Source organism: Halobacillus litoralis (assembly GCF_009856415.1).
Classification (GTDB): Bacteria; Bacillota; Bacilli; order Bacillales; family Halobacillaceae; genus Halobacillus; species Halobacillus litoralis_C.
The window spans coordinates 751,740-774,975 of sequence record NZ_WMEZ01000001.1; the positions used below are offsets into that span (position 1 = coordinate 751,740).

Annotated in this window: 23 protein-coding genes; all 23 read right to left on the minus strand. The window is 43.9% G+C overall.

Annotation, left to right across the window (positions count from 1 at the left end):
• Positions 1–66: 66 nt before the first annotated feature.
• Positions 67–1,026, minus strand: a complete 960-nt coding sequence (locus GLV98_RS04020; RefSeq protein ID WP_202409887.1) for an ABC transporter permease — start codon at positions 1,024–1,026, stop codon at positions 67–69.
• Positions 1,027–2,073 (minus strand): ABC transporter permease, encoded by a 1,047-nt coding sequence (locus GLV98_RS04025; protein ID WP_160912304.1) that lies wholly within the window; start codon positions 2,071–2,073, stop codon positions 1,027–1,029.
• Positions 2,073–3,599 (minus strand): ABC transporter ATP-binding protein, encoded by a 1,527-nt coding sequence (locus GLV98_RS04030; RefSeq protein WP_160912307.1) that lies wholly within the window; start codon positions 3,597–3,599, stop codon positions 2,073–2,075. The genes GLV98_RS04025 and GLV98_RS04030 overlap by 1 nt, the downstream gene beginning before the upstream one ends.
• Positions 3,600–3,728: 129 nt before the next feature.
• Entirely contained in the window at positions 3,729–4,850 is a 1,122-nt protein-coding gene (locus GLV98_RS04035) for a BMP family lipoprotein (protein ID WP_272917273.1), read from the minus strand.
• 112 nt (positions 4,851–4,962) lie between these two features.
• A complete protein-coding gene (locus GLV98_RS04040) occupies positions 4,963–5,688 on the minus strand; it encodes a GntR family transcriptional regulator (RefSeq protein ID WP_089652357.1) in 726 nt (241 codons plus the stop codon).
• Positions 5,689–6,464: 776 nt separating this feature from the next.
• On the minus strand, positions 6,465–8,765 hold the full coding sequence (locus GLV98_RS04045; RefSeq protein WP_160912309.1) for a DNA translocase FtsK: 2,301 nt from the start codon (positions 8,763–8,765) through the stop codon (positions 6,465–6,467).
• Between the two features lie 129 nt (positions 8,766–8,894).
• Positions 8,895–9,101, minus strand: a complete 207-nt coding sequence (locus tag GLV98_RS04050) for a YlzJ-like family protein (protein WP_089652360.1) — start codon at positions 9,099–9,101, stop codon at positions 8,895–8,897.
• Positions 9,098–9,817, minus strand: a complete 720-nt coding sequence (locus GLV98_RS04055; RefSeq protein WP_160912311.1) for a ClpP family protease — start codon at positions 9,815–9,817, stop codon at positions 9,098–9,100. Before GLV98_RS04055 ends, GLV98_RS04050 begins: the two co-directional genes overlap by 4 nt.
• Positions 9,818–10,012: 195 nt before the next feature.
• A complete protein-coding gene (dapA, locus tag GLV98_RS04060) occupies positions 10,013–10,885 on the minus strand; it encodes a 4-hydroxy-tetrahydrodipicolinate synthase (protein ID WP_160912313.1) in 873 nt (290 codons plus the stop codon).
• On the minus strand, positions 10,882–12,123 hold the full coding sequence (gene dapG, locus GLV98_RS04065) for an aspartate kinase (RefSeq protein ID WP_160912315.1): 1,242 nt from the start codon (positions 12,121–12,123) through the stop codon (positions 10,882–10,884). The genes dapA and dapG overlap by 4 nt, the downstream gene beginning before the upstream one ends.
• 25 nt (positions 12,124–12,148) lie before the next feature.
• The gene (asd, locus tag GLV98_RS04070; protein WP_160912317.1) at positions 12,149–13,195 is read right to left on the minus strand and encodes an aspartate-semialdehyde dehydrogenase; all 1,047 of its coding nucleotides are present in this window, start codon (positions 13,193–13,195) and stop codon (positions 12,149–12,151) included.
• A gap of 104 nt (positions 13,196–13,299) precedes the next feature.
• The gene (locus GLV98_RS04075) at positions 13,300–13,896 is read right to left on the minus strand and encodes a dipicolinate synthase subunit B (RefSeq protein WP_160912319.1); all 597 of its coding nucleotides are present in this window, start codon (positions 13,894–13,896) and stop codon (positions 13,300–13,302) included.
• Entirely contained in the window at positions 13,896–14,789 is an 894-nt protein-coding gene (gene dpaA, locus GLV98_RS04080) for a dipicolinic acid synthetase subunit A (RefSeq protein ID WP_160912322.1), read from the minus strand. Before dpaA ends, GLV98_RS04075 begins: the two co-directional genes overlap by 1 nt.
• A gap of 110 nt (positions 14,790–14,899) precedes the next feature.
• The gene (locus GLV98_RS04085; protein WP_202409925.1) at positions 14,900–15,127 is read right to left on the minus strand and encodes a YlmC/YmxH family sporulation protein; all 228 of its coding nucleotides are present in this window, start codon (positions 15,125–15,127) and stop codon (positions 14,900–14,902) included.
• 27 nt (positions 15,128–15,154) lie between these two features.
• The gene (locus tag GLV98_RS04090; protein WP_160912326.1) at positions 15,155–16,075 is read right to left on the minus strand and encodes a polysaccharide deacetylase family protein; all 921 of its coding nucleotides are present in this window, start codon (positions 16,073–16,075) and stop codon (positions 15,155–15,157) included.
• A gap of 169 nt (positions 16,076–16,244) precedes the next feature.
• A complete protein-coding gene (gene pnp, locus GLV98_RS04095) occupies positions 16,245–18,368 on the minus strand; it encodes a polyribonucleotide nucleotidyltransferase (RefSeq protein ID WP_160912328.1) in 2,124 nt (707 codons plus the stop codon).
• Between the two features lie 122 nt (positions 18,369–18,490).
• On the minus strand, positions 18,491–18,760 hold the full coding sequence (rpsO, locus tag GLV98_RS04100; RefSeq protein ID WP_128522718.1) for a 30S ribosomal protein S15: 270 nt from the start codon (positions 18,758–18,760) through the stop codon (positions 18,491–18,493).
• Between the two features lie 202 nt (positions 18,761–18,962).
• Positions 18,963–19,859, minus strand: coding sequence for a tRNA pseudouridine(55) synthase TruB (truB, locus tag GLV98_RS04105; RefSeq protein WP_160912331.1), 897 nt, complete (start codon positions 19,857–19,859; stop codon positions 18,963–18,965).
• 66 nt (positions 19,860–19,925) lie between these two features.
• Positions 19,926–20,276: a 30S ribosome-binding factor RbfA gene (gene rbfA / locus GLV98_RS04110; RefSeq protein WP_160912333.1), complete on the minus strand. Its 351-nt coding sequence runs from the start codon at positions 20,274–20,276 to the stop codon at positions 19,926–19,928.
• A gap of 26 nt (positions 20,277–20,302) precedes the next feature.
• Positions 20,303–20,581 carry a DUF503 domain-containing protein gene (locus tag GLV98_RS04115; protein WP_089652373.1) on the minus strand — a complete coding sequence of 93 codons (279 nt, stop codon included), beginning with the start codon at positions 20,579–20,581 and terminating at the stop codon, positions 20,303–20,305.
• On the minus strand, positions 20,578–22,638 hold the full coding sequence (infB, locus tag GLV98_RS04120; RefSeq protein WP_160912335.1) for a translation initiation factor IF-2: 2,061 nt from the start codon (positions 22,636–22,638) through the stop codon (positions 20,578–20,580). Before infB ends, GLV98_RS04115 begins: the two co-directional genes overlap by 4 nt.
• 7 nt (positions 22,639–22,645) lie before the next feature.
• On the minus strand, positions 22,646–22,960 hold the full coding sequence (locus GLV98_RS04125) for a YlxQ family RNA-binding protein (protein WP_146816384.1): 315 nt from the start codon (positions 22,958–22,960) through the stop codon (positions 22,646–22,648).
• Positions 22,957–23,232, minus strand: a complete 276-nt coding sequence (gene rnpM / locus GLV98_RS04130) for an RNase P modulator RnpM (RefSeq protein ID WP_146816386.1) — start codon at positions 23,230–23,232, stop codon at positions 22,957–22,959. The genes GLV98_RS04125 and rnpM overlap by 4 nt, the downstream gene beginning before the upstream one ends.
• Between the last annotated feature and the right edge of the window lie 4 nt (positions 23,233–23,236).

The following is a 23,236-nucleotide window of genomic DNA, read 5'->3' on the forward strand; positions in this document are numbered from 1 at the left end:
CTAAGGTATATGTGGGAAAAAGTAAAAAAATTAAGTCCGGCACTTGCGTACCGGACTTGAAAACCTTTATCGATTTCCTTTTACATAAGCTTCTCCCAATGACTTTGGTGCTTCCGCTCTTCCGATAAACCCTGCCAGCGCAAGGATTGTCAGTACATATGGAGCGATGAGCATAAAGACAGAAGGGACATTTTCTAAAAAGGCAATGTCTGATGAAACAATACTTAAACTTTGAGCAAATCCGAAGAAAATAGCGGCGCCTAGTGCTCCAAGCGGATGCCATTTCCCGAAAATGACGGCAGCAAGTGCGATAAACCCTTGCCCTACGATTGTACCATGAGAGAAGTTATGAGTTACTGTCAAGGCGTATACAGCACCACCAAGACCACCAAATGCACCAGAAAGCATAACTCCGATATATCTCATCTTGTAGACGTTGATTCCGTTTGTATCGGCAGCCATCGGATGTTCACCTACTGAGCGTAAACGAAGTCCAAATGGTGTTTTGAAAATGATGAACCATACAAGGAATGCCATGGCAATCGCTAAGTAAGAAGTCCAGTACCATCCGGTGAAAAACATGTCACCGATAATGGGAATCTTATTAAGTATAGGAACATTAGAAGAATAGATTGGACTTTCAATGAAGTCCGTTTGCCCTTTATCATACCACTGTTTGGTAAGGAACAACCCTATTCCTAAAGCCAGGAAGTTTATAGCGACCCCACTCACGACTTGATCCGCACGGAAAGTAATCGACGCGACGGCGTGAACAAGTGCAAAAATAGCGGACACAATCATAGCAATGATCAGGGATACGACAGGGGTCGCTGCGCCGAAAACACTATGGAAAGTCAAGTTGGAGACGATCGCTACGAATGCCCCCATGATCATTAATCCTTCAAGACCAATGTTGATGACTCCGGACCGTTCACTGAACACTCCCCCTAAAGCGGTGAAAATAAGAGGGGTTGCGAATACAACAGATGCACCGAGAATACGGCTGATCAGTTCAATAATCTCCATTTATTTCCCCTCCTTTTTAAACCGAAGAATAACCCAACGGATCATGTAGCTTGAAGCTACGAAGAATATGATCAAGGCAATAATGATTTCTACAAGCTCAGTCGGTACACCCGCAGCTGTAGGCATATTCAACGCTCCGATTTTCAAGATACCAAAAAGGAAAGCAGCTAAAATGACACCAAAAGCTGTATTCGCACCGAGTAGAGCGACGGCGATTCCGTCAAAGCCGATATTGGTAAAGCCAGATTTGATAGACATGAAACCAAATGTACCCAGGCCTTCCATCGCACCTGCAAGACCTGCGAAAGCACCGGAAATGACCATCGCAAGGATAATGTTTTTGCTTACATTCATTCCTGCATATTTTGAGGCGTGCTGGTTGAATCCTACAGACCTCAATTCAAATCCAGTCGTTGTACGGTTAATAATGAACCACATAACGAGCGCCATCAGCAAAGCGACAATAAACCCATAATGGATCCTTGAGTAAAATGTCATTTCTGCAAGCCAGGTCGATTGCAAGGATGCAGTTTCTGCCACGTTTTCTGTTCGATCCGCACCGTCGCTCAATAGGTTTCGGACGATGGAATTACTCAAATACAAGGCAATATAGTTCATCATGATGGTAACGATAACTTCATGGACGCCTAATTTCGCTTTTAGAAGACCTGGAATAAAGCCCCAGAATGCACCTGCAATAGCCGCAGCTAATATGGCTAAAGGCAAGTGAAGGATCATTGGCAGGTCAAAAGAAATACCAATCCAAACCGAAGCAAGCCACCCCATAAATACCTGGCCTTCAACTCCAATGTTCAATAGCCCTGAGCGAAGAGCAAAGGCAACAGCAAGACCTGAAAGAATATATGGAGTCACCTGCCTGATCGTCTCTCCAAAGAAGTAAGCATCACCAAAGGCCCCATTCCATAGCGCAGAAAAGCCAGCAATTGGATTATAACCGAAGATCAGCATGATGATGGCACCGGAAACCAGGCCGAGCAATACAGAAATGATTGGTACTAATATATTAAATAATCGATTAGAAAACATTATTGCCCACCTGCTTTCTCGGTTGAATTACCAGCCATGAGCAACCCAAGTTCCTGCTCGTTCGTTTTTTCCGGTTGGACATCAGCAATGATCTGTCCATCGAACATGACGGCAATCCGATCACTCAAGTTCATGATTTCATCTAGTTCAAAGGATAGAAGGAGAACGGCGCGGCCTTTGTCTCTCTCTTCAATTAATTTTTTATGGATAAATTCAATGGCTCCTACATCCAAGCCACGCGTGGGCTGAGCAGCAATAATCAAATCCGGGGACCTGTCCACTTCACGGCCGATGATCGCTTTTTGCTGGTTTCCACCTGAAAGCGCCCTTGCCGGCGTATAAGCATCTGGCGTGCGGACATCATACTCAGCTATCAAATCTTTTGCTTTTTGGTAAATGTTTTTAAAGTTCATGACCCCTTTTTTCGAATAAGGTTTCTGGTGGTAACTTTGCAACACCATATTCTCACCAATGGGAAAATCGAGTACAAGACCGAATTTATGACGATCCTGCGGGATGTGGGAAACACCGGATTGGGTCACTTTACGAGGTGTCATATTGGTTATTTCCTTATCATGAAGGCGGATATTCCCGGATTCAGTTCTTCTTAATCCTGTGATCGCTTCAATTAATTCGGATTGGCCATTGCCATCAACACCAGCAATTCCGACAATCTCTCCTGCACGGACTTCCAAGTTCAGTCCCTTGACCATTTCTACCCCGCGGACATCTTTCACGCGTAAATCTCTGATAGAAAGGTAAGCTTCTTTTGGATCTGCCTTTGTTTTCTCCGTCGAAAAGCTGACATCACGACCCACCATCAAAGAAGCAAGCTCTGTAGGGTTCGTTTTAGAGACATCTACCGTCCCGATTCCTTGACCTTTCCGTATAACGGTGCATCGGTCACAAACTTCCATAATTTCCTTCAATTTATGCGTGATCAGGATGATAGATTTTCCTTCTTTTACAAGGCTCTGCATGATATCAATCAACTCTTTGATTTCCTGAGGAGTAAGAACCGCTGTAGGTTCATCAAAAATTAAGATTTCCGCTCCTCTATAAAGCGTTTTCAATATTTCGACACGCTGTTGCATTCCGACGGATATATCGCGGATTTTCGCTTTTGGATCGACATTTAGACCGTACCTTTCCGAAAGCTCCCTCACCTGCTCTTCCGCGTGTTTCAAGTTCACCGTTCCTGCCTTCTTCGGTTCGCTTCCTAAAACAATATTTTCAGTAACCGTAAACGTGTCTACGAGCATAAAGTGCTGGTGAACCATCCCGATCCCCTGTGCGTTTGCGACGTTAGGATCTGTGATGTTGACTTTCTCTCCACGCACCCTGATTTCTCCTCTTTCCGGCTGATAGAGGCCGAACAGAACGTTCATCAGTGTAGATTTACCCGCTCCGTTCTCCCCAAGAAGAGCGTGGATTTCACCTTTCTTCACTTGCAAATTGATATTGTCATTCGCTACAATACCCGGGAATTCTTTTCTAATTTTCAACATTTCAATTACATAGTCCATTCGTCTCTCTCCCTCCCCCGTTCACCTTAAAAAATCACCAAAGGAAAAGGGCCGGAACAATCTTTTCATTTGATGATTTTCTTTTACAGAAGAAAAGGCCGGCTCTCACCAGCCCCTTTCTGACAGTTGTTACATAGAATCTAAGAATGTTTGAAGATCTTCACGTGTGCTTGGCACTTCAACTTCGCCGTTGATGATTTTCTCTTTCCACTCTTCAACAGCAGAAACGATCTCTTCTGTCATCGCTTCCTCGTTTGTGCGGGCAATGCTGATCGCGTCATCAGCAAGGCCAAACTCAAGGACTTCCCCACCAGGGAACTCTCCGTTCATCGCTTGGTTTGCTACATTCTGAACAGCGATGTCTACACGTTTAACCATAGAAGTTAGCGTAACGTTAGAATCACCGATTTGACCTTCTTCGTGCTGGTCACGGTCGACACCAATAACCCAAACTTCTTCATCAGGATTGCTGTTCTTGATGTCTTTCGCCTGAGCGAATACACCGTTACCTGTACCACCAGAAGCATGGTAAATGACATCAATATCCTTGGAGTACATGTTAGATGCAATCGCTTGTCCTTTTTGTGAATCGTTGAAGCTTTCTGCATACTCTACTTCTACTTCAATCTCAGGGTTCACAGATTTAACACCAGCGACGAATCCTGCTTCGAACTTGTTGATCAAGCTTCCATCTACCCCACCGATGAAACCGACTTTATCCGTGTTTGTCTTGTTAGCAGCAGCTACACCTGCAAGGAAAGAACCTTGGTGCTCTTTAAACATGATGCTTACTACGTTATCTCCTTCTTGAACGGCGTCAACAAGAGCAAAGTTCGTATCTGGATATTGTTCAGAAACTTCAGCGATGGCCGGTTGAAGAAGGTATCCGATTCCATAAATCAAATCATAATCCTGACGAACAAGACGATTCAGGTTTGTTGCGTAATCGGCATCACTCTCAGATTGAGCGTAATCGATTCCTTCACCTTTGCTCATGCCATTTTCTTCACCGAAAGCCTGCAAGCCTTCCCAAGCGGATTGGTTGAAAGACTTATCATCAACCCCACCCACATCTGTAACCATGGCTACAGAGAAATCGCTGCTTTCTTCTCCTGAAGATTCCTCACTGCCAGAATCATCATTGCTGCTTCCACTCGTTTCTTCCTCTCCTCCAGAAGAACCACAAGCAGCTAAAAACACACCAAAAGTTAATAGAAATACTAGAACCATAAGAAAACGACTTTTCAACAAAACGATTACCCCCTAATTGTTTAGTATGACGTTAATCAAAATCCAGCAGATTTCAAGTATTTATGACCAGCCTCACCTCCCTAAAATGAATCTGTCACACTTTTGTAAGCCCTTACACTCTTTTTCTTAAAACATGGAAGCTGAACTTGTCAGCTCGAAAGTAATTGGAGGAAAGTAACATCGGAACATCATCCTGAGAGTAATGCATTTGTCTCAATAGTAAGAGGGCCTGGTCGGGTTCACAATTCAGGATAGGAGAAATCCTTTCATGAAAGCCGATCGGTTCAATATGAGTCACTGCATACCCGATCGTTTTCCCTGTATAGCGCTCTAAAACATTAAACAAAGAATCTGCTTCTCTAATTTGATCGATCGGAAGTAAACCTTCTGGGATTTTGTCTGTGCAATAAACCACTGGCTGGTCGTCGGCTGTTCGGACACGTTCGACCTTCGCAATGCTATGTACCTCCAGTGGAGAGAATCGTTTTCGGTCTTCTTCTGTCGGTTCAATCAGCTCTGCAGAAAGATACTGTGATCCAGGGGTCATTCCTGATTTCGCAATCATTCCTGTGACACTGTCTAATTCCTCGATCCCTGATGTAAACAGAGGTTTTGGATTGACAAATGTACCCACCCCATGCCTGCGAGTAACCACACCTTCTTCTTCTAAAATTCTCAACGCTTCCCTCAGCGTCGCCCTGGAAACCCCAAGAGATTTGGAAAGTTGGAATTCGGATGGTAGCTTTTGTTTTTCTAAAAAGATACCGTTTTCAATATCACGTTTAATCTGCTCGATCACCTGTAAATAAAGATGTCGAGTATCTTGTCTGATGGACATCACTTTCACCCCAAGTCTATTGAACTATATGTCTAGAGATCTGACCTCTGACGTTCGACACATCACATTTTGACAATAATATAACACTATTCGATAAATAAATAAATAGAATTAGGACATTTTTATGAATTTTGACTCATTTCCATGTAAACGCTTGATAGATTTAGATCAGCATTCCATGAATGTAAAATATCTACATTTATAATAGAAAAGCTCCCGATTGTGGAAGACTCAGTTTCGAGATGTTTCCGTGGTTCGTTGCCTGGTTGAGCGTCAGGGGTGGCTGGGAAGCCACTCGCTTTCCTGTGGGGGAGCGCCGAGCTTCCTCGGACTGCGTCCTGCGTGATCTCGCCTATCTCCTTCTCCCACTGGAGTCTCGCAGCTTCCCAACAACCCTATTCCATGTAAGGGAGCGTATGGACTTGACTGAGCTGGCGGAGATAAAGGAAACACGAAGAACGAAGTGATTCGATGTTGACTTATCGTACAGAAGCGAGGGAAGTCTCACTAGCCGCTAGGCGCCGGAACCGGATATCATAAAGGAAAAGAGTGCTTGGTGAGACCCCTTAATGCTTAGCCTGAGAGTGAGGAGGCTCACCGCGCTCCCGCGGAAAGCGAGTCATTCACCGCAGCCCCACCCACTCAACAAAAGTCTCGAAATCGAGTCTTCAACAATCCTGCCAGTTTGTTTAATAATTAAATGGGAAAGCTTTGATCATGTCTTTATTGAAGCACACAAAAAAAGGATCCACCTAATTAGGTGGATCTTTTAAGATTTATGAAGTATGTTGTTCTTCTGCTTGCTGTGAAACAAGAACAGCTCGTGGTTTACTACCTTCATAAGGTCCGACGATGCCGTTGTCTTCCATGGCATCGATCAAGCGGGCTGCTCGGGTATATCCGACGCGAAAACGTCGTTGAATCATAGAAACACTGGCACTTTGCATTTCGATGACCATTTGGACAGCTTCAGGATAGAGGTCATCATCCACTTCTTGCTTCACTTCACTTTCCTCTTCCGGAATCATCTCTTCTTGGTACTGCGCTTTTTGCTGCTCCACACAGAAGTTGACGATCCTTTCCACTTCCTCATCGGATAAAAATGCGCCTTGCACCCTTGTCGGCTTGTTGGATCCGACTGGTGTAAACAGCATGTCCCCTCTTCCCAATAGCTTTTCTGCGCCTCCAGAGTCCAAGATTGTTCTCGAATCGGTTTGAGAAGATACACTGAAAGCAATTCTTGAAGGAATATTTGCCTTGATGACACCTGTGATGACATCCACAGAAGGACGCTGGGTGGCGATAATCAAATGGATGCCGGCTGCCCGGGCCATTTGTGCAAGTCGGGTTATAGCATCTTCCACTTCGTTTGAAGCGACCATCATCAAGTCTGCAAGTTCATCGACAAGGACAACGATGTAAGGAAGCTGGGGTTGCTCGTCTTCATTTTCCTGGTTATGTTTTTTGATATATTCATTGTAGCTTTCGATATTTCTCGTGCCTGTATCTGAAAAGAGGTCGTATCTCCGTTCCATTTCAGATACTACTTTCTTCAATGCACGTGAAGCTTTCTTAGGATCTGTGACAACCGGAGCTAAAAGGTGTGGAATTCCATTATAGACATTCAATTCAACTTTCTTTGGATCAATCATCATCATTTTCACTTCATGTGGCTTTGCTCTCATTAAAATACTTGTAATGATCCCGTTAATACAAACACTTTTACCACTTCCGGTCGCACCTGCGACAAGTAAGTGAGGCATTTTATTTAATTCTGACATGACGGCCTCACCAGAGATGTCTCTTCCCAGGGCAAAGCTTAATTTTGCATCCGGTTTTGATTTACCCGTTTCCAATACTTCACGTAAAGAGACCATAGAAACTTCTTGGTTCGGCACTTCGATTCCGACCGCTGATTTCCCTGGAATAGGCGCTTCAATACGGATATCTTTCGCCGCCAAGGCTAAGGCAAGATCATCATTCAAGTTAACGATTTTGCTGACTTTCACCCCTACATCAGGGTACACTTCATACTTCGTTACAGACGGACCAACATGGACTTTTGTTACTTTCGCTTTTACACCAAAACTTTGGAAAGTCTTTTCAAGCTTCCTAACGGTTGCCTGGATGTGAGAACGTCCCTGACTTTGCGGAGTTGATGTAGGTTCATCCAACAATTCCAAGCTTGGTAACTGATAATCCATGTTCTCAAGTTCAGCTGTCGGCATCGATTTTTCAATATTCACCTCGTCGACATCCTGTTGCTCTGACGATCCGCTTTCTTCCGGCTTATTTGTTTTTCCAGAAGCATAAGCGGTATCTGTAAAGTCTTGTATGATCGGCTCTGGATCCTGTTCTTCTTCCTGATCATGAGACGTATCATTCAGTTCATAAACCACTGTATCTTCTTCATTCTCTTCCAATGCCTGCTTTTTCTTTTCTGCTTTTTGCTCTTTCTGATCCTTCATCTTTTTCACTTGTTCCGCGCTCATTTCTTTTACTTTTTTACCAAGCTTAGCAAAGAGCTCACCTATGGATTTTTCACTGACGAAAATCACACCGATAATAAATAAGAAAAAAGATAAAATCGCTGCTCCAGCTTTTGCGAAAAGGTAATAGCTGATGGAAAGAAGGATGGCACCCGTTAATCCTCCGCCAATGCTGTAAAACGGAAGTTCTCCCCTCATCATTCCGGTGATTCTGTCCCAGGTCATGGCAAAAATTGAACCTTCGCCAGTACCAAGTTCAGCAGAAAGTGTTTCCAAGTGTGTGAACAAAAGTAAAGCCGTAACTATGGTGTAGACGCCCATCAGACGTTTATGTAAGAACGTAGGCCATTTTCTCTTTACCATCAAATACACACCAACAATTAAAAAGAACAGGGAGGCGATAAAGTACCATACACCAAACAAGAACTGCCAGAACCTCTCCAAACCTCCTGGAACCGCTCCATCACTAATAGCAGAAGCCCCGCTCCCTATCACAGCAATGAAGAGGAAGAACAGTCCAATAAGTTCAAACTTCAGATGGCTTTTCATATTCGATTGCTTTTTCTTCTTTTTTCTTTTCCTAGCCATGGTCTTTCCTCCCCCATATGTAAAACTAAAACGAGAAAAATGCCGATGGTTCCTTCAATATTCATGAAGAAATACAACACCGGCATCCAGTCACTCATTTATTCTATTATACCATAGCCATCTACAATGTTACGAGTCCAACCATTGTCCTGGTTGAAGATCTGGATCCATGTAGTGAGAGGGGTCTGTCGAAAGGACTTGCATAATCTGCTTTTTTCCATCTTCCGACTTCCGACACATTAGCGGACAATTGTTATGTTCATGATACACCACAGACATTTCTTCTTCCATTGGAAAAATGTCATGTTCACTTAAGGGCGTGTATAGAATGGTCATTGAACCACCTGCTGATCAGAACCTTTATTGTGCTCAATAAGCTCATTCAATTTAGACATGGCTTCTTTAACACCACCCACGGCGTCAATAAGACCATGATCCACCGCCTGCTGACCGACCACATTTGTTCCAATATCGCGGGTTAAATTCCCTTTATCAAACATAAGCTCCTTGAATTTATCTTCTGCCACATTGGAATGCCTCGTTACAAAGCTGATGACGCGATCCTGCATTTTATCCATGTATTCAAACGTTTGAGGAACACCGATGACAAGACCGGTCATACGGATCGGATGTATCGTCATCGTCGCCGTTTCAACGATAAACGAATAATCCGCAGAGACAGCGATTGGAACACCAATGGAGTGTCCACCTCCTAATACGATGGATACCGTCGGTTTGGAGAGGGAAGAAATCATTTCAGAGATGGCAAGACCAGCCTCAACGTCTCCGCCAACTGTATTTAACAGGACGACCAAGCCTTCAATTTTAGGGTTTTGTTCAATCGCAATCAATTGAGGGATTAAATGTTCATACTTCGTTGTCTTATTTTGTGATGGCAACTGAACATGCCCTTCTACTTGCCCGATGATCGGCAGCACATGGATATTGGAATCAGCTGGCTGAGGGACATTGCTTTGTCCGAGCTGCTGAATCTTGTCAACGAGAGAGGATTGCGATTTGGATTGATCTTTTTCTTTGGAATCGTCTTTCATGGATCGATCTCCTTTCGCTCTTTTCCCGTAGTATGACTCAAACCATGTGAAACATACTTTCAATATAAATTCCGCTCCCGGTGACATCCTTAAAGTCTGCCCACCGCTCTGGAGGTTCGACTTTCCGGAAGGATTATTCAAGTCCATATGAATGTAAAATAACCAATACAAAAAACCAGGGTGGATCACCCTGGTTTAGGTAAGAAACTTCAGACAGTTTGCAACGGCTGCTTCTTCTTTTTTTGTTAAGGGAACCAGCGGGAGTCTGACTCCACCAGTTTCAAGACCTTGGATTTTTAAAGCTGCTTTCACAGGAGCTGGGGAAGGGGCGCTGAACATTCCATTGAACACGGGCAACAGTTTTCGATGGAGGTTTCCTGCTTCTTTCCATTTTCCTTCTTCAAAAAGAGAGAGCATCGTTTGCATTTGATTTCCTACGACATGAGAGGAAACCGATATAATGCCGTTTGCCCCGACAGCGTAGGCTGGAAGGGTCAAATGATCATCTCCACTGTAAATGGAAAATTGATCATCCGTGAATGCACGAATTTTTGCCATTCCTTCTAAATCTCCGGTGGCTTCTTTTAAAGAAACGATGTTTTCGATCTTAGAAAGTTCCATAATGGTTTCGGGTTGGATTCGTACGACCGACCTTCCTGGAACATTATAAATCATGACAGGAAGTTTCACGGAACCCGCAATGGTTTTAAAATGTTGATAGAGACCGTCTTGGTTCGGTTTATTATAGTAAGGTGCGACTAGCATGATCGCATCTACGCCTGTGGCTTCAGCTCTTTTGGATAATTTTATAGATGATTCTGTGCTATTGCTTCCAGTTCCTGCTATGACTGGCACACGCCCAGCGACTGTTTTCACGACATGGCTCCATAAGCTTACTTTTTCATCCGCCGTCAATGTCGGAGATTCCCCCGTCGTTCCAGCAATGACAAGTCCGTCGCTTCCATTTTTCAATAAATATTCGACCAGCTCTGTTGTTTTGCCGAAATCAATCTCACCATGGCGATCGAACGGTGTCACCATGGCTGTCAAAACCTTTCCGAAATTCATGACAGTTTTTCCCCTTTCTTAGGTGCTTTGCTCAATCGGAAAGTTTTATGGAGTGCATTCACCGCTTCTATAAGATCTTCTTCCTTGACCAGTACCCAGATCGTCGTATGGGAATCGGCGGATTGGAGAATCTGAATTCCCCTGTCGGTCAGTGTTTGCACGATTTCTGCAGTTACCCCGGGGATTCCTGTGATTCCAGCTCCGACTGTGGAAACTTTTGCACAGCCTTCTCTAACTTCTGGTTCATAACCGAGATCCTCAAGAATCTGGATCGCTTTTTCTGTAAAGATGTGGTTGATGGTGTAAAGGACACCGCTAGGAGATATATTGATGAAGTCTACGGAAATGTTGGCCGAAGCCATGGATTTGAATACATCGGATTGTAGTTTGGAAGGGTCTTCTTTCGATTGAACTTTGATTTGCGTGAGGCCATCCATATGAGCAATTCCAGTTACAGTGCGTTCTGATATGTCTCTTCCTGTTCGATCTTCTTTCGTTCCTGTGACAAGCGTCCCGGGAAGGTCAGAGTATGTGGAGCGGACACGGATGGGGACCTTCGCATACATGGCAATTTCTACAGCCCTTGGATGGATGACTTTCGCTCCTTGGTAGGCCAAGTTGCATATCTCATTGTATGTGATGGTGTTCAGTGGTCTCGCTTCCTGTACCAGTCTTGGATCGGCGGTCATGATGCCCTCTACATCTGTGAAAATATCGATGAAGTCGGAATGTAAAGCCGCTCCTAAAGCAGCCGCCGTTGTGTCACTGCCCCCACGGCCAATCGTTGTAACTTCTCCATGAATGGTTTGACCTTGGAATCCTGCAACGACAACGACTTCATGTTTCTTCAGTTCTTCTAATATCCTGCCAGGGTTTACTTGAGTAATTTTAGCTTTTGTAAAATCTCCGTTGGTCTTAATCCCTGCTTGTGCTCCTGTTAACGAGACGGCTTTAACACCAGCGAGATTCAGCTCATGGGCAAAAACGATCGAAGAAATCGTCTCCCCGCATGACATCATCAAATCCTGCTCTCTTGGCGAAACGTTTGTTTTAGGAAAGTCAATTAGCCCGAGTAATGTATCTGTTGCATATGGACTACCTTTTCTCCCCATAGCTGACACGGTAACGACAACTTTAAATCCTTCTTTCAAGCCGTTTTTCACATGGTGGATCGCCCGGGACCGACTCTCCTGGTCCCGGACGGACGTTCCACCGAACTTTTGTACAAGTAGCTTCATTTGGCCACCTCAACTCAATAAAAGTTTACAGCCACTCATTCGCAATCAAGCGCTCTGCAATTTGCACGGAATTCCATGCTGCACCTTTTAACAAGTTATCTGATACAACCCATAAATGGAATCCTTTGTCATCATCAAGATCTTTTCTGATTCTACCGACAAAAATGTCTCGCTTTTCAGCCGCACTTAATGGTGTTGGGTATGTTTGAGTAGAAGGATCGTCTTCGAGAACGATTCCAGGCGCTTCGTTCATCAACTGTTTTACTTCTTCAACCGTAACTCCTTCTTTTTCCACTTCAATATATACACTCTCTGCGTGAGATGTGAAAAATGGGAGGCGCACACAAGTAGCTGCGACAGAAAGATCAGGGGCATGCATGATTTTTTTCGTTTCATTGATCATTTTCATTTCCTCGAATGTATAACCATTATCCTGAAAGACATCAATCTGAGGCAAGGCGTTAAATGCAATCGGATAGTGCTTTTTATCTCCTTTGACAGGAAGAAGATTAGCTTCCAGCTCTTCCCCATTCAAGAAGGATTGAGACTGTTCTCTAAGTTCATCAGCTGCTTCATTCCCCGCTCCCGAAACAGCTTGGTACGTAGATACGATCACTCTGTTCATGCCGAAAGCTTTACGAACCGGTTCAAGAGCAGCTACCATTTGGATGGTCGAACAGTTCGGATTCGCAATGATTCCTTTATGTTCCTTGATGTCTGCTTCATTCACTTCAGGCACCACAAGAGGTACACCTTCTGTCATACGATAAGCACTCGTATTATCGATGACGACGGCACCATGTTTCACAGCTTCTGGAGCCAGTTTCTTAGATACAGAACCTCCTGCAGAAAACAAAGCAATGTCCACACCTTTGAAGCTTTCAGGTGTCGCTTCTTCCAACGTGTATTCTTTCCCATTGAACATCATTTTCAATCCTGCTGATCGACTTGATGAGAGAAGCTTTAAGTTTTCAACAGGAAACTTCCGATCTTCCAACGTCTCCAACATCTTTTGTCCCACGGCCCCAGTCGCCCCGACGACAGCTACATTATATTTTTTCATTTCACTCATATTCGGCATCCTCTCTTGTATATCATTTGTAAGAATAGTAAGACATGTCACTATTTTTGTTATTTTATCATATTTACAAGAACACCTGGTATGAAAAAAAAGAATTAATTCGGATACCTTTCAATTAACACCGGTTGACGCTGCTTTCCTTCAAGAGCTGCTTCAATCGTTTCTGGGATCAACGTCATATCCGCTACTAATGAGTTCGGCTTTTTGAAAGGGTGATCCTGACCTAGAGGCACAAAGTAAATGTTTTTCGTTGCCATGAGACGCATGATGTTCACACCATTCAATCCAAGAGCATCATTTGTTGAAACGGCAATGACAACAGGACTCTCATTCCTCAAGGTCGCCTTAGCTGCCATTAATACAGGCGAATCCGTCAGCGCATTTGCGAATTTACTTGTCGAATTGCCCGTAAGAGGGGCAATGAGCATGCAGTCCAATGGCCTTTTAGGTCCGAGGGGTTCTGCATCAGGAATCGTCAAAATCGGTTCTTCCCCTGTAATTTCCTTTATTTTTTCTAAATGATCGGAAGCATCACCGAAGCGCGTATCCGTTTTTTGTACCGTGTATGATAAAACAGGAACCACAGTGGCGCCGAGGTCGACAAGTTCCTGCATAACAGGAAAAACCTCATGGTACGTACAATGGGACCCCGTTAACCCGAACCCAATCACTTTCCCTTTTAACTTAGACATCAATCATTCTCCTTTCGTGAACCTTCCTGAACAATTCGTGACACGACATCTGCTATGATTCTCCCAGCCGTTTTTGGAGCTACGATTCCCGGCAGACCTGGTGCGAGTAATGCTTTAATCCCACGTTTATCTGCATAACGGAAATCGGTTCCTCCCGGTTTGGATGCAAGATCCAAAATCATTGCATGAGATGGCAGCTGTTTAATAACCGAGGCATCTACGACAAGATGTGGAACGGTATTCAGCAAGATGTCACATGACATATCTGCGTTCTCGATGTCATTCATATCAATCGGTTCCAGGCCCATTTCATAAACCCTTGCTGCTGCTTTTGACGAACGTACTCCAACAGATACTTTGGCACCAAGGTGGTCAAACGTGCGTGCAAGACTCATTCCTACCCTACCAAGACCGAGGACAATAATTTTAGATCCATGAATCGTAAAATCGGTATGTTGAATGATCAACATGAGCGTTCCTTCTACGGTAGGAATAGAATTATAAATGGCAACATCATCCCGGTCCATTAAAGGGATGAGTGTACGATTGGTTTTTGCAGCTAAATCTTTTAAATGATCATTAGCGATTCCAGAAAACACTTGGCAATGGTCGGGTGTTCTTTTCAACCATTCTTCTGACAAATGGATCAGCTGGTTGGAGAAGATCCCTTCAATCTTTCCCTCCGCATCCGTCCCCGGTACAGGAAGGATGATGGCATCCAATTTTTCCACCTGTTCACTTTCAAAGTCAAGGTCAATGGCTTCTCTAAAGCTTTCATTCAGTTGGTCGAACCCAGCCAAATAGACGGTGGCATCCCACTCATTCAACCTTCGAATAAGTTCGATCTGTCGGGCATCGCCCCCTATGACTGCTACATGATATCCTGTTAGCATCCCGGATGTCTCCTTTATCTAGTATCTTATCTCCTTGTATCCTATGCCGGAATGCAGAGTTAGTGATTTCGATTAGCAAACAAAAAACACTGCAGCACAGGCTGCAGTGTTCATCGTTTTTTTAACAGGATCGTTTCCTCACCAATGGTCTCAATTTGACTCCAATCGATCGTCATTTCTTTTTTGTATGATCCAAAACCGATAAATCCGTGATTCATAATGACCAATGACTTGATCACTCCAGAATCGGGATCAATGATCAAGTCCGCTTTTCCGAGAATTCCTAATTTTTCCCCGTTCTCAATATCAATCACTTGTTTTTGGGCTAGAGACTTCATTCTCACTTAGGCTACTCTCCTTCTTCTCTATCTCTCTTCACTCAATAATTTTTGCAGTGAAGCCAGTTTATACCCTTTATCTTTAATTTGTTCAATTAATTTTGGGAGGCTTTCTACTGTCACCTCAGTCGGATGCATAAGGATGGTTGCACCATTATGGACCTTGCCCATGACCCTTGTGATCAGCACATCCGATGTCGGCTTTTTCCAATCGATCGTATCCACGGTCCACAATATGGTTTCCATATTCATTTCATCTGCCGCTTCAACGGTAGCCGTATTAAAGCTTCCAGATGGAGGAGCGAAATACTTCACTTTTTCCTTCGTTAAGGCAAATAATAGTTCATCTGCTTGTTCTAAATTCGCCTTGGCTTGCTCCTTCGTCATTCTTCCCATGTCCTTATGTCTGTAGCCATGACTCCCAATCGTATGCCCTTCTTCTTCAATCATCTGCACGAGGTGTGTAAAATCATTCGCAAAAGCTCCATCAATGAAAAATGTCGCTTTCACCTGTTGCTCATTTAAAATCTCCACCATATCTGGAATGTATTCCTCGCCCCAGGAGACATTGATCAGAAAAGCAACGGCTTCTTTATCGGGATGACCTCTATAGATTGGAGAAGCGGGCAAATCCTCTAAAGAAACCTCAGGCTTAATTAATTTATAGACATACAACTCAGGATTGTACTTGCCGTATTTTTGCATTTTCTTATAGGAGGCTTCAACATCTACTTTACGGCCAACAATCCCGGGTGTCTTTTTCCATACAGAATCGATTTTCGCATCCTGTGCTTCCCATTCAAATTCTTCTTTTTCAGCTTGGATTTTCTGGTAGATGGTATCTTCTTTGTTAACAGTCACGACATGATCCGCAGTCAAAAAAGCCATGCCAAATCCTATAAAAAAACAGAGATTGACGCTGAATAATACAATTAATCTGAAGCTCATGGACCATCACCCCTATTTTATTCTATGGGGCATGTCCTTCTTCTAGACCAACATTACGGGCCATTAACCATTGCTCGCTGCACCGTTTTCCTCACAACAGCATCAAAACCAAATTTAGGCATAAAAAAAAGAGACTGGCAAGCCAGTATCTCTTCTTTACGTAACCATATTAGGATTGTTCAACGTTTTCTTGCTTCTTCTTCTCATCGAGAAGGATCGCTTTTCTAGAAAGGTTGATTCTTCCCTGGTTATCGATTTCTTTGACCTTCACTTTAATCGTATCACCAAGGGAAACAATGTCTTCCACTTTTCCAATGCGCTCTTCAGCCATTTCAGAAATATGCACAAGACCTTCTTTTCCTTTGAATAGCTCAACGAAAGCACCGAACTTCTCGATACGCTTCACTTTACCATCGTAAACTTCTCCGACTTCTACTTCACGAACGATATCCTCGATAATTTTCTGAGCTGATGCATTCATGCTGGCATCTGTAGAAGAAATGAACACGGTACCATCCTGTTCAATATCGATCTTCACACCCGTATCATCAATAATTTGGTTGATTTGTTTTCCGCTCGGTCCAATGACATCACGGATCTTGTCTGGGTTGATCTTCATCGTCATGATCTTCGGGGCATGTGCTGAAAGTTCTTGGCGTGTTTCAGGCATCGTCTCAAGCATATGTCCAAGGATTTCCATGCGTCCTTTTTTCGCTTGAGATAATGCTTCTTCAAGAATTTCTCTGGAGAGACCTTCAATCTTGATATCCATTTGAAGGGCCGTTACACCTTTTTCAGTACCGGCAACTTTGAAGTCCATGTCTCCAAGAGCATCTTCCATCCCTTGAATATCTGTAAGAATGGTATAATCATCGCCTGATTTCACAAGACCCATCGCAATTCCAGCTACAGGTGCTTTAATTGGAACACCAGCATCCATCATAGCAAGCGTACTTGCACAAATACTCGCTTGAGAGGTAGAACCGTTCGATTCTAGAACTTCAGAAACTAGTCGGATGGTGTAAGGGAATTCATTCTCAGAAGGAATGACCACTTCAAGCGCACGTTCACCAAGTGCACCGTGCCCAATTTCACGACGACCAGGTCCACGGATCGGACCAGTTTCTCCGACAGAGAATTTAGGGAAGTTGTAATGGTGCATGAAACGCTTGGACTCTTCAAGATCAAGACCATCGAGGATTTGAACATCTCCAAGAGCTCCAAGAGTACAAACACTCAGCGCTTGCGTTTGACCACGTGTGAACAGTCCAGAACCGTGTGTACGAGGAAGCAATCCTACACGTGATGTAAGTGAACGGATTTCGTCAACACCACGGCCATCTGGGCGAATTTTATCTTTCGTAATCAGCCGACGCACTTCCGTTTTCACCATATCTTCTAATATCGATCCAACTTGTTTGAGGGTCTCTTCGTCTGCTTCCTGCTCTTCGTAGGAAGCTACAACATCAGCTTTCACTTGTGAAATGGCTTCTTCACGAGCTTTCTTTTCTTCTGTTTTAATGGCTTGAACAATTGCATCTGTCGCCTCTGCTTCGACTTTTTCTTTCAGTTCAGCATCCAGGTCGAACAACTGCACTTCCATCTTCTCACGACCTACGGCTTCAACGATTTCTTCTTGGAAGGCCACTAAACGCTTGATTTCTTCATGTCCAAACATGATGGCTTCGAGCATGTCCTCTTCAGAAACCTCGTTGGCACCAGCTTCAACCATATTGATGGCATCCTTCGTACCTGCTACTGTAAGGTCGATATCACTTTTCTCCTGTTGTTCAACGGTAGGGTTGATGACGAATTCACCATCTACACGTCCAACGATAACGCCTGCAATCGGCCCTTCGAATGGAATATCAGATACACCCAAAGATATGGATGACCCTAACATTGCAGCCATTTCTGAAGAACAATCCTGATCCACACTCATAACGGAGCTGATCACTTGCACATCATTACGGTATCCATCAGGGAACAATGGACGGATCGGACGGTCAATCAGACGGGAAGCAAGGACAGCTTTGTCACTTGGACGACCTTCCCGTTTGATGAATCCTCCCGGGATTTTACCTACTGCGTAAAGACGCTCTTCATAATTTACTGTCAGTGGGAAAAACGGCAGGTCCTTCGGCTCTTTACTACCGGTAGCTGTGGATAGGACAGTCGTATCTCCGTAATGAATGAGTGCTGCACCATTCGCTTGTTTCGCCAACTCGCCAATTTCTACAGAAAAAGTACGACCGGCAACGTCAATGGAAAACACTTGTTTTTCTTCTGCCATAAAGAACTTAACTCCTCTCGATAACTCTTCTTATTTCATTATAAGGGTTTATTGTCAGTTTACACCCTTCTGTATGTAAACATACAGAAAAAGCGGGAATAACTCCCGCTTTTTCCCATACATTAGCGACGCAAGCCAAGGCTCTTGATTAGCTCGCGGTAACGTGTAATGTCCTTATTACGAAGGTAGTTCAATAGGTTACGACGCTTACCTACCATTTTAAGCAATCCACGACGAGAGTGGTGGTCTTGCTTATGAGCACGAAGGTGCTCGTTCAAAGTAGTGATCTGCTCAGTTAGTACAGCGATTTGTACTTCTGGAGATCCTGTGTCGTTGTCATGAGTTTTGTACTCATTGATTAGTTCTTGTTTACGTTCTTGTGTGATAGCCATGATAGCTACACCTCCTGGTAAAATTTAGAATTCCCTTTCCCCGAGCGGACGTCGGAGTTACGTTCCGCCAAGCGAAGGTTCCATATTAAAGAGTACATTTTTTTCGAATGAAATGCAAGGAAAACCCACAAACTCTGATAAAAAACTATGTCTATGTCCTCCAATGAGTTCCATTTCATTCATGCATCTAAAAGTAGAAACGTTAAAATACACGTACCGGTTTTATGAGACCAGTTTTTCGTGGATGCTGCTGGTAAATAGCTAAGACCTCACCGGCGTTCATCACTGTAAATTGCTCTTCATGAATGTGAGGTGGTTTTTCGAATACTTGGCCGTGTTTAATCTTTTCGACTTGTTCATCATCCACCTCCAAGGAGACCATATGGGCGAGTCCCCTCGATAATGGAAGGAGCAATTGTTCTCCAGAGCTTTCATCGACAACCTGTTGGATCTCATCGAAAGTATAGCAGTCTTCCTTTGTAATGTCCGCGGTCTGGGTCCGTACCAATGTTGACATGTGAGCGGCATATCCAAGAGCCCTTCCAATATCTACACAAAGCGTCCTCACATAGGTGCCCTTTGAACAAATCACCCGGAAAGAAAAAGTAAAGGTGTCCCCGTCTTGTTTGGGTTCAGGCTGCATCAATTTGATGTCCTTGATGTGTACTTCCCTTGAAGGTCTCTCCACCTCCATCCCTTCCCTGGCATATTCATAAAGCTTCTTCCCGTTGACTTTTACAGCAGAGTACATTGGTGGTGTCTGAGTAATCCAACCTTGAAAAGTTCCAAGTACCTCGTTGATCGTTTCTTTGGAAATGCGCTCATTTACTGGGGTCTTTTCAACTGTCGCACCTGTTGCATCCTCGGTGTCTGTTGCATAGCCAAGCGTTACAGAAGCTTCATAAACTTTATCGGTGTCTGTCAAAAAAGGAACGATTTTCGTAGCCTTTCCTATACAAAGGGGCAGCACCCCTTCTACTTCTGGGTCAAGGGTTCCCGTATGACCGACCTTTTTTGTTTTCAACATGCCACGGGCCTTACTGACACAGTCATGGGATGTAAAGCCTTTTGGCTTCCATAATGGAAGAATTCCGTCCATTTACCTCTCACCTCAAAACTTTTTATCCTATATAAAATCCGTGCTGAAACAGCACGGATTTTCTTATCAATCTTCCGTATCGTTTAAATCGCGAAGAATCGTTTCAATACGATTTCCTCTTTCGATCGCTTCGTCAAACTCAAACATGATTTCCGGAGTCTTACGAAGACGGATTCGTTGGCCGATCTCGGATCGGATGAACCCTTTCGCTTTTGCAAGACCTATGAGTGTATCATGTTTTTGTTTATCATCACCCAATACAGAAATATAAACTTTCGCTTGTTGTAAATCACCCGTCACTTTCACTTCTGTGACGGTGACGAACCCTACACGTGGATCCTTGATTTTCTTACTGATGATGTCACTCATCTCTTTTTTCATTTGTTCTCCAACGCGGTTCGCTCTTAAATCGTTCATGTATTCTCACCTCTTCTAACCAGACATCATAGCCATTCCTGATGGGTTTCTGTACGTTCAAATTCAGGAAAGGAATCGATGAAAGCCAAAGCTTGCTGCATCGTTTGTTCCGCAATCACTTTATCACTAGCAATCGTGACAAGACCAATCCGAGTTCTCTGCCATAAGTCCTGATATTCAAGTTCACTTACAGCTATGTTGAACTCGTTCCTGAGCCTTGTCATGATGCGTTTTAAAACCGCACGCTTGTTCTTCAGTGATTGCGCATCATAAATGATACCATCCACTTCTGCGCTTACGATCATTTACGTTCGATTTCCTGCATCTCAAATGGTTCAATGATGTCGCCCACTTTAATGTCATTGAAATTCTTAATTGTAATTCCACATTCGTATCCTTGTTGTACTTCTTTTGCATCATCTTTATAGCGTTTCAGCGCATCGATTTCACCTTCGTAAATGACGACACCATCGCGGATGACACGGATACCGGAATTTCGACCGATTTTACCATCTGTAACGTAAGATCCGGCAATTGTACCAATTTTAGATACTTTGAAGATTTCACGGACTTCCACCTGACCGATGATTTTCTCTTCATATTCTGGATCGAGCATCCCTTTCATAGCCGCTTCGATCTCTTCCATAACCTTGTAGATGATGTTGTGAAGACGGATTTCTACATCTTCCGCTTCAGCTGCTTTTCTAGCATTCCCGTCTGGACGGACGTTAAAACCAATAACGATCGCATTAGAAGCAGAAGCAAGTGTAATGTCAGATTCTGTTATGGCACCGACACCTGTGTGAATAATCTTAACTTTCACACCTTCCACTTCAATCTTCTCAAGAGATCCAGCAAGAGCTTCTACTGATCCCTGCACATCGCCTTTAACAATCAGGTTGATTTCTTTAACCTCGCCTTGTTTAATTTGATCAAACAAGTCGTCTAAGCTTACTTTTGCGTTAGAGCCACGGTTTTCTTCCAATTGTTTTTGAGCACGTGCTTCCCCTACAGAGCGCGCTTTCTTTTCATCATCAAAGACTAGGAAGCGGTCGCCTGCCTGAGGAACATTGTTTAACCCTGTGATTTCTACTGGTGTGGAAGGCCCGGCAACTTTTACGCGACGGCCGATATCGTTCACCATAGCACGTACGCGCCCCCAAGTATTCCCCACTACAATGGCGTCACTGACATTTAAGGTACCGTTCTGAACCAGCAATGTGGCTACAGGACCGCGTCCTTTATCCAATTCTGCTTCAATAACCGTACCATAAGCAGCTCGCTCAGGGTTAGCTTTCAATTCTTCCATCTCGGATACAAGACCGATCATTTCAACTAGATCGTCGATACCTTCTCCGTTAACGGCGGACATTTTCACAAAGATCGTTTCTCCACCAAAGTCTTCAGCAATCAGCTCATATTCCATAAGCTCCTGCATCACACGGTCAGGATTCGCGCCTTCTTTATCCATCTTATTGACCGCAACGATAATTGGTACTTCTGCCGCTTTCGCGTGACTGATGGCTTCTTTTGTCTGGGGCATAACTCCATCATCCGCAGCAACAACAAGGATGGCGATATCAGTCACTTGAGCACCACGGGAACGCATGCTTGTAAATGCAGCGTGACCTGGTGTATCAAGGAACGTAATTTTCTTGCCATTGTCTTCGATTTGGTAAGCACCAATATGCTGGGTGATTCCACCCGCTTCGCCTTCCGTCACTTTCGTGTTACGGATCTGGTCAAGAAGCGTCGTTTTTCCGTGGTCTACGTGACCCATGATGGTAACGACAGCAGGGCGGTCCTGCAGATCTTCAGGTTCGTCGTCGAACACCATGTTCTCAATGTCCGTCTCGTCCACAATGACCTCTTCTTCGACTTCTACACCGAATTCCTCACAGATTAATTCAATGGAATCTCCATCAAGTTCCTGGTTAATGGTAGCCATTGTGCCTAGGAACATAAGCTTTTTGATGATTTCTGAAGAGTCCTTGTTCAGTTTTTCTGCAAGCTCTCCAACCGTGAGGCTGCCTGAATAAGTGATTTTTTCAGGTGTCTGCTTTTTAGACTTTTTAGGTGCTTGCTGCGCTGCAGGTTTGTTGTTCTTCTGGTTGTTGTTTCTCTGCTTTTTGTTTGCCTGCTTCTTGTTATTATTAGGTTTTTGGGACTTCGCTTTATTCTGGTTTTGACCTTTGGAAGCTTGCCCTTTCCCAAATGCCTGATCCAGCTTCTTCGCTGCATCCTCCTCCAAAGTGGACATATGGTTGTTCACTTCAATATTCAGATTTTGCAGTTTTTGAATGACTTGTTTACTAGATAGTTCATTTTTCTTTGCATATTCGTATACGCGCATTTTACTCATAAAATCTTCACCCCCGAATAGATTCATCGAGTAGCGATTGCAACTTTTTCGCAAATCCTTGGTCAAGAACTGCGATCGCGACTCTCCCTGCCTTTCCGATAGCCTGAGATAATGTATCTCGATCATCGACTTCATAGCAAGGTATTTCATAGAAGCTGCATTTATCTGTCAGCTTCTTCTTTGTTTGTTTCCCTGTGTCATTGGCAATGAGAACAAGCTTAGCTTTTCTTTTTTGAATGTCGCGTACGATCGATTCCTCACCGAGCGTACATTTACCGGCTCTTACTGCCAGTCCTAACAGATTCAAATAGCTGCCACTCATGATGGGTCAGCCTCCACTTTTGCTCTCAATTCTTCATAGATGTTGTCATCCACCTTCGTTTTAAGGTGACGGTTTAACACCTGCTGCTTTTCCGCCTGCTCAATAACTTGGAGATCTTTCATGAGATAGGCTCCTCGCCCATTCTTTTTTCCTGTGTCGTCCACAAAAACCTCTCCCTCTTTATTGCGAACTACACGGATCAATTGCTGTTTAGGAACCATCTCTTGAGTGACGACACATTTTCTTAATGGTTGTTTTTTGGAACGGGTCATCGTT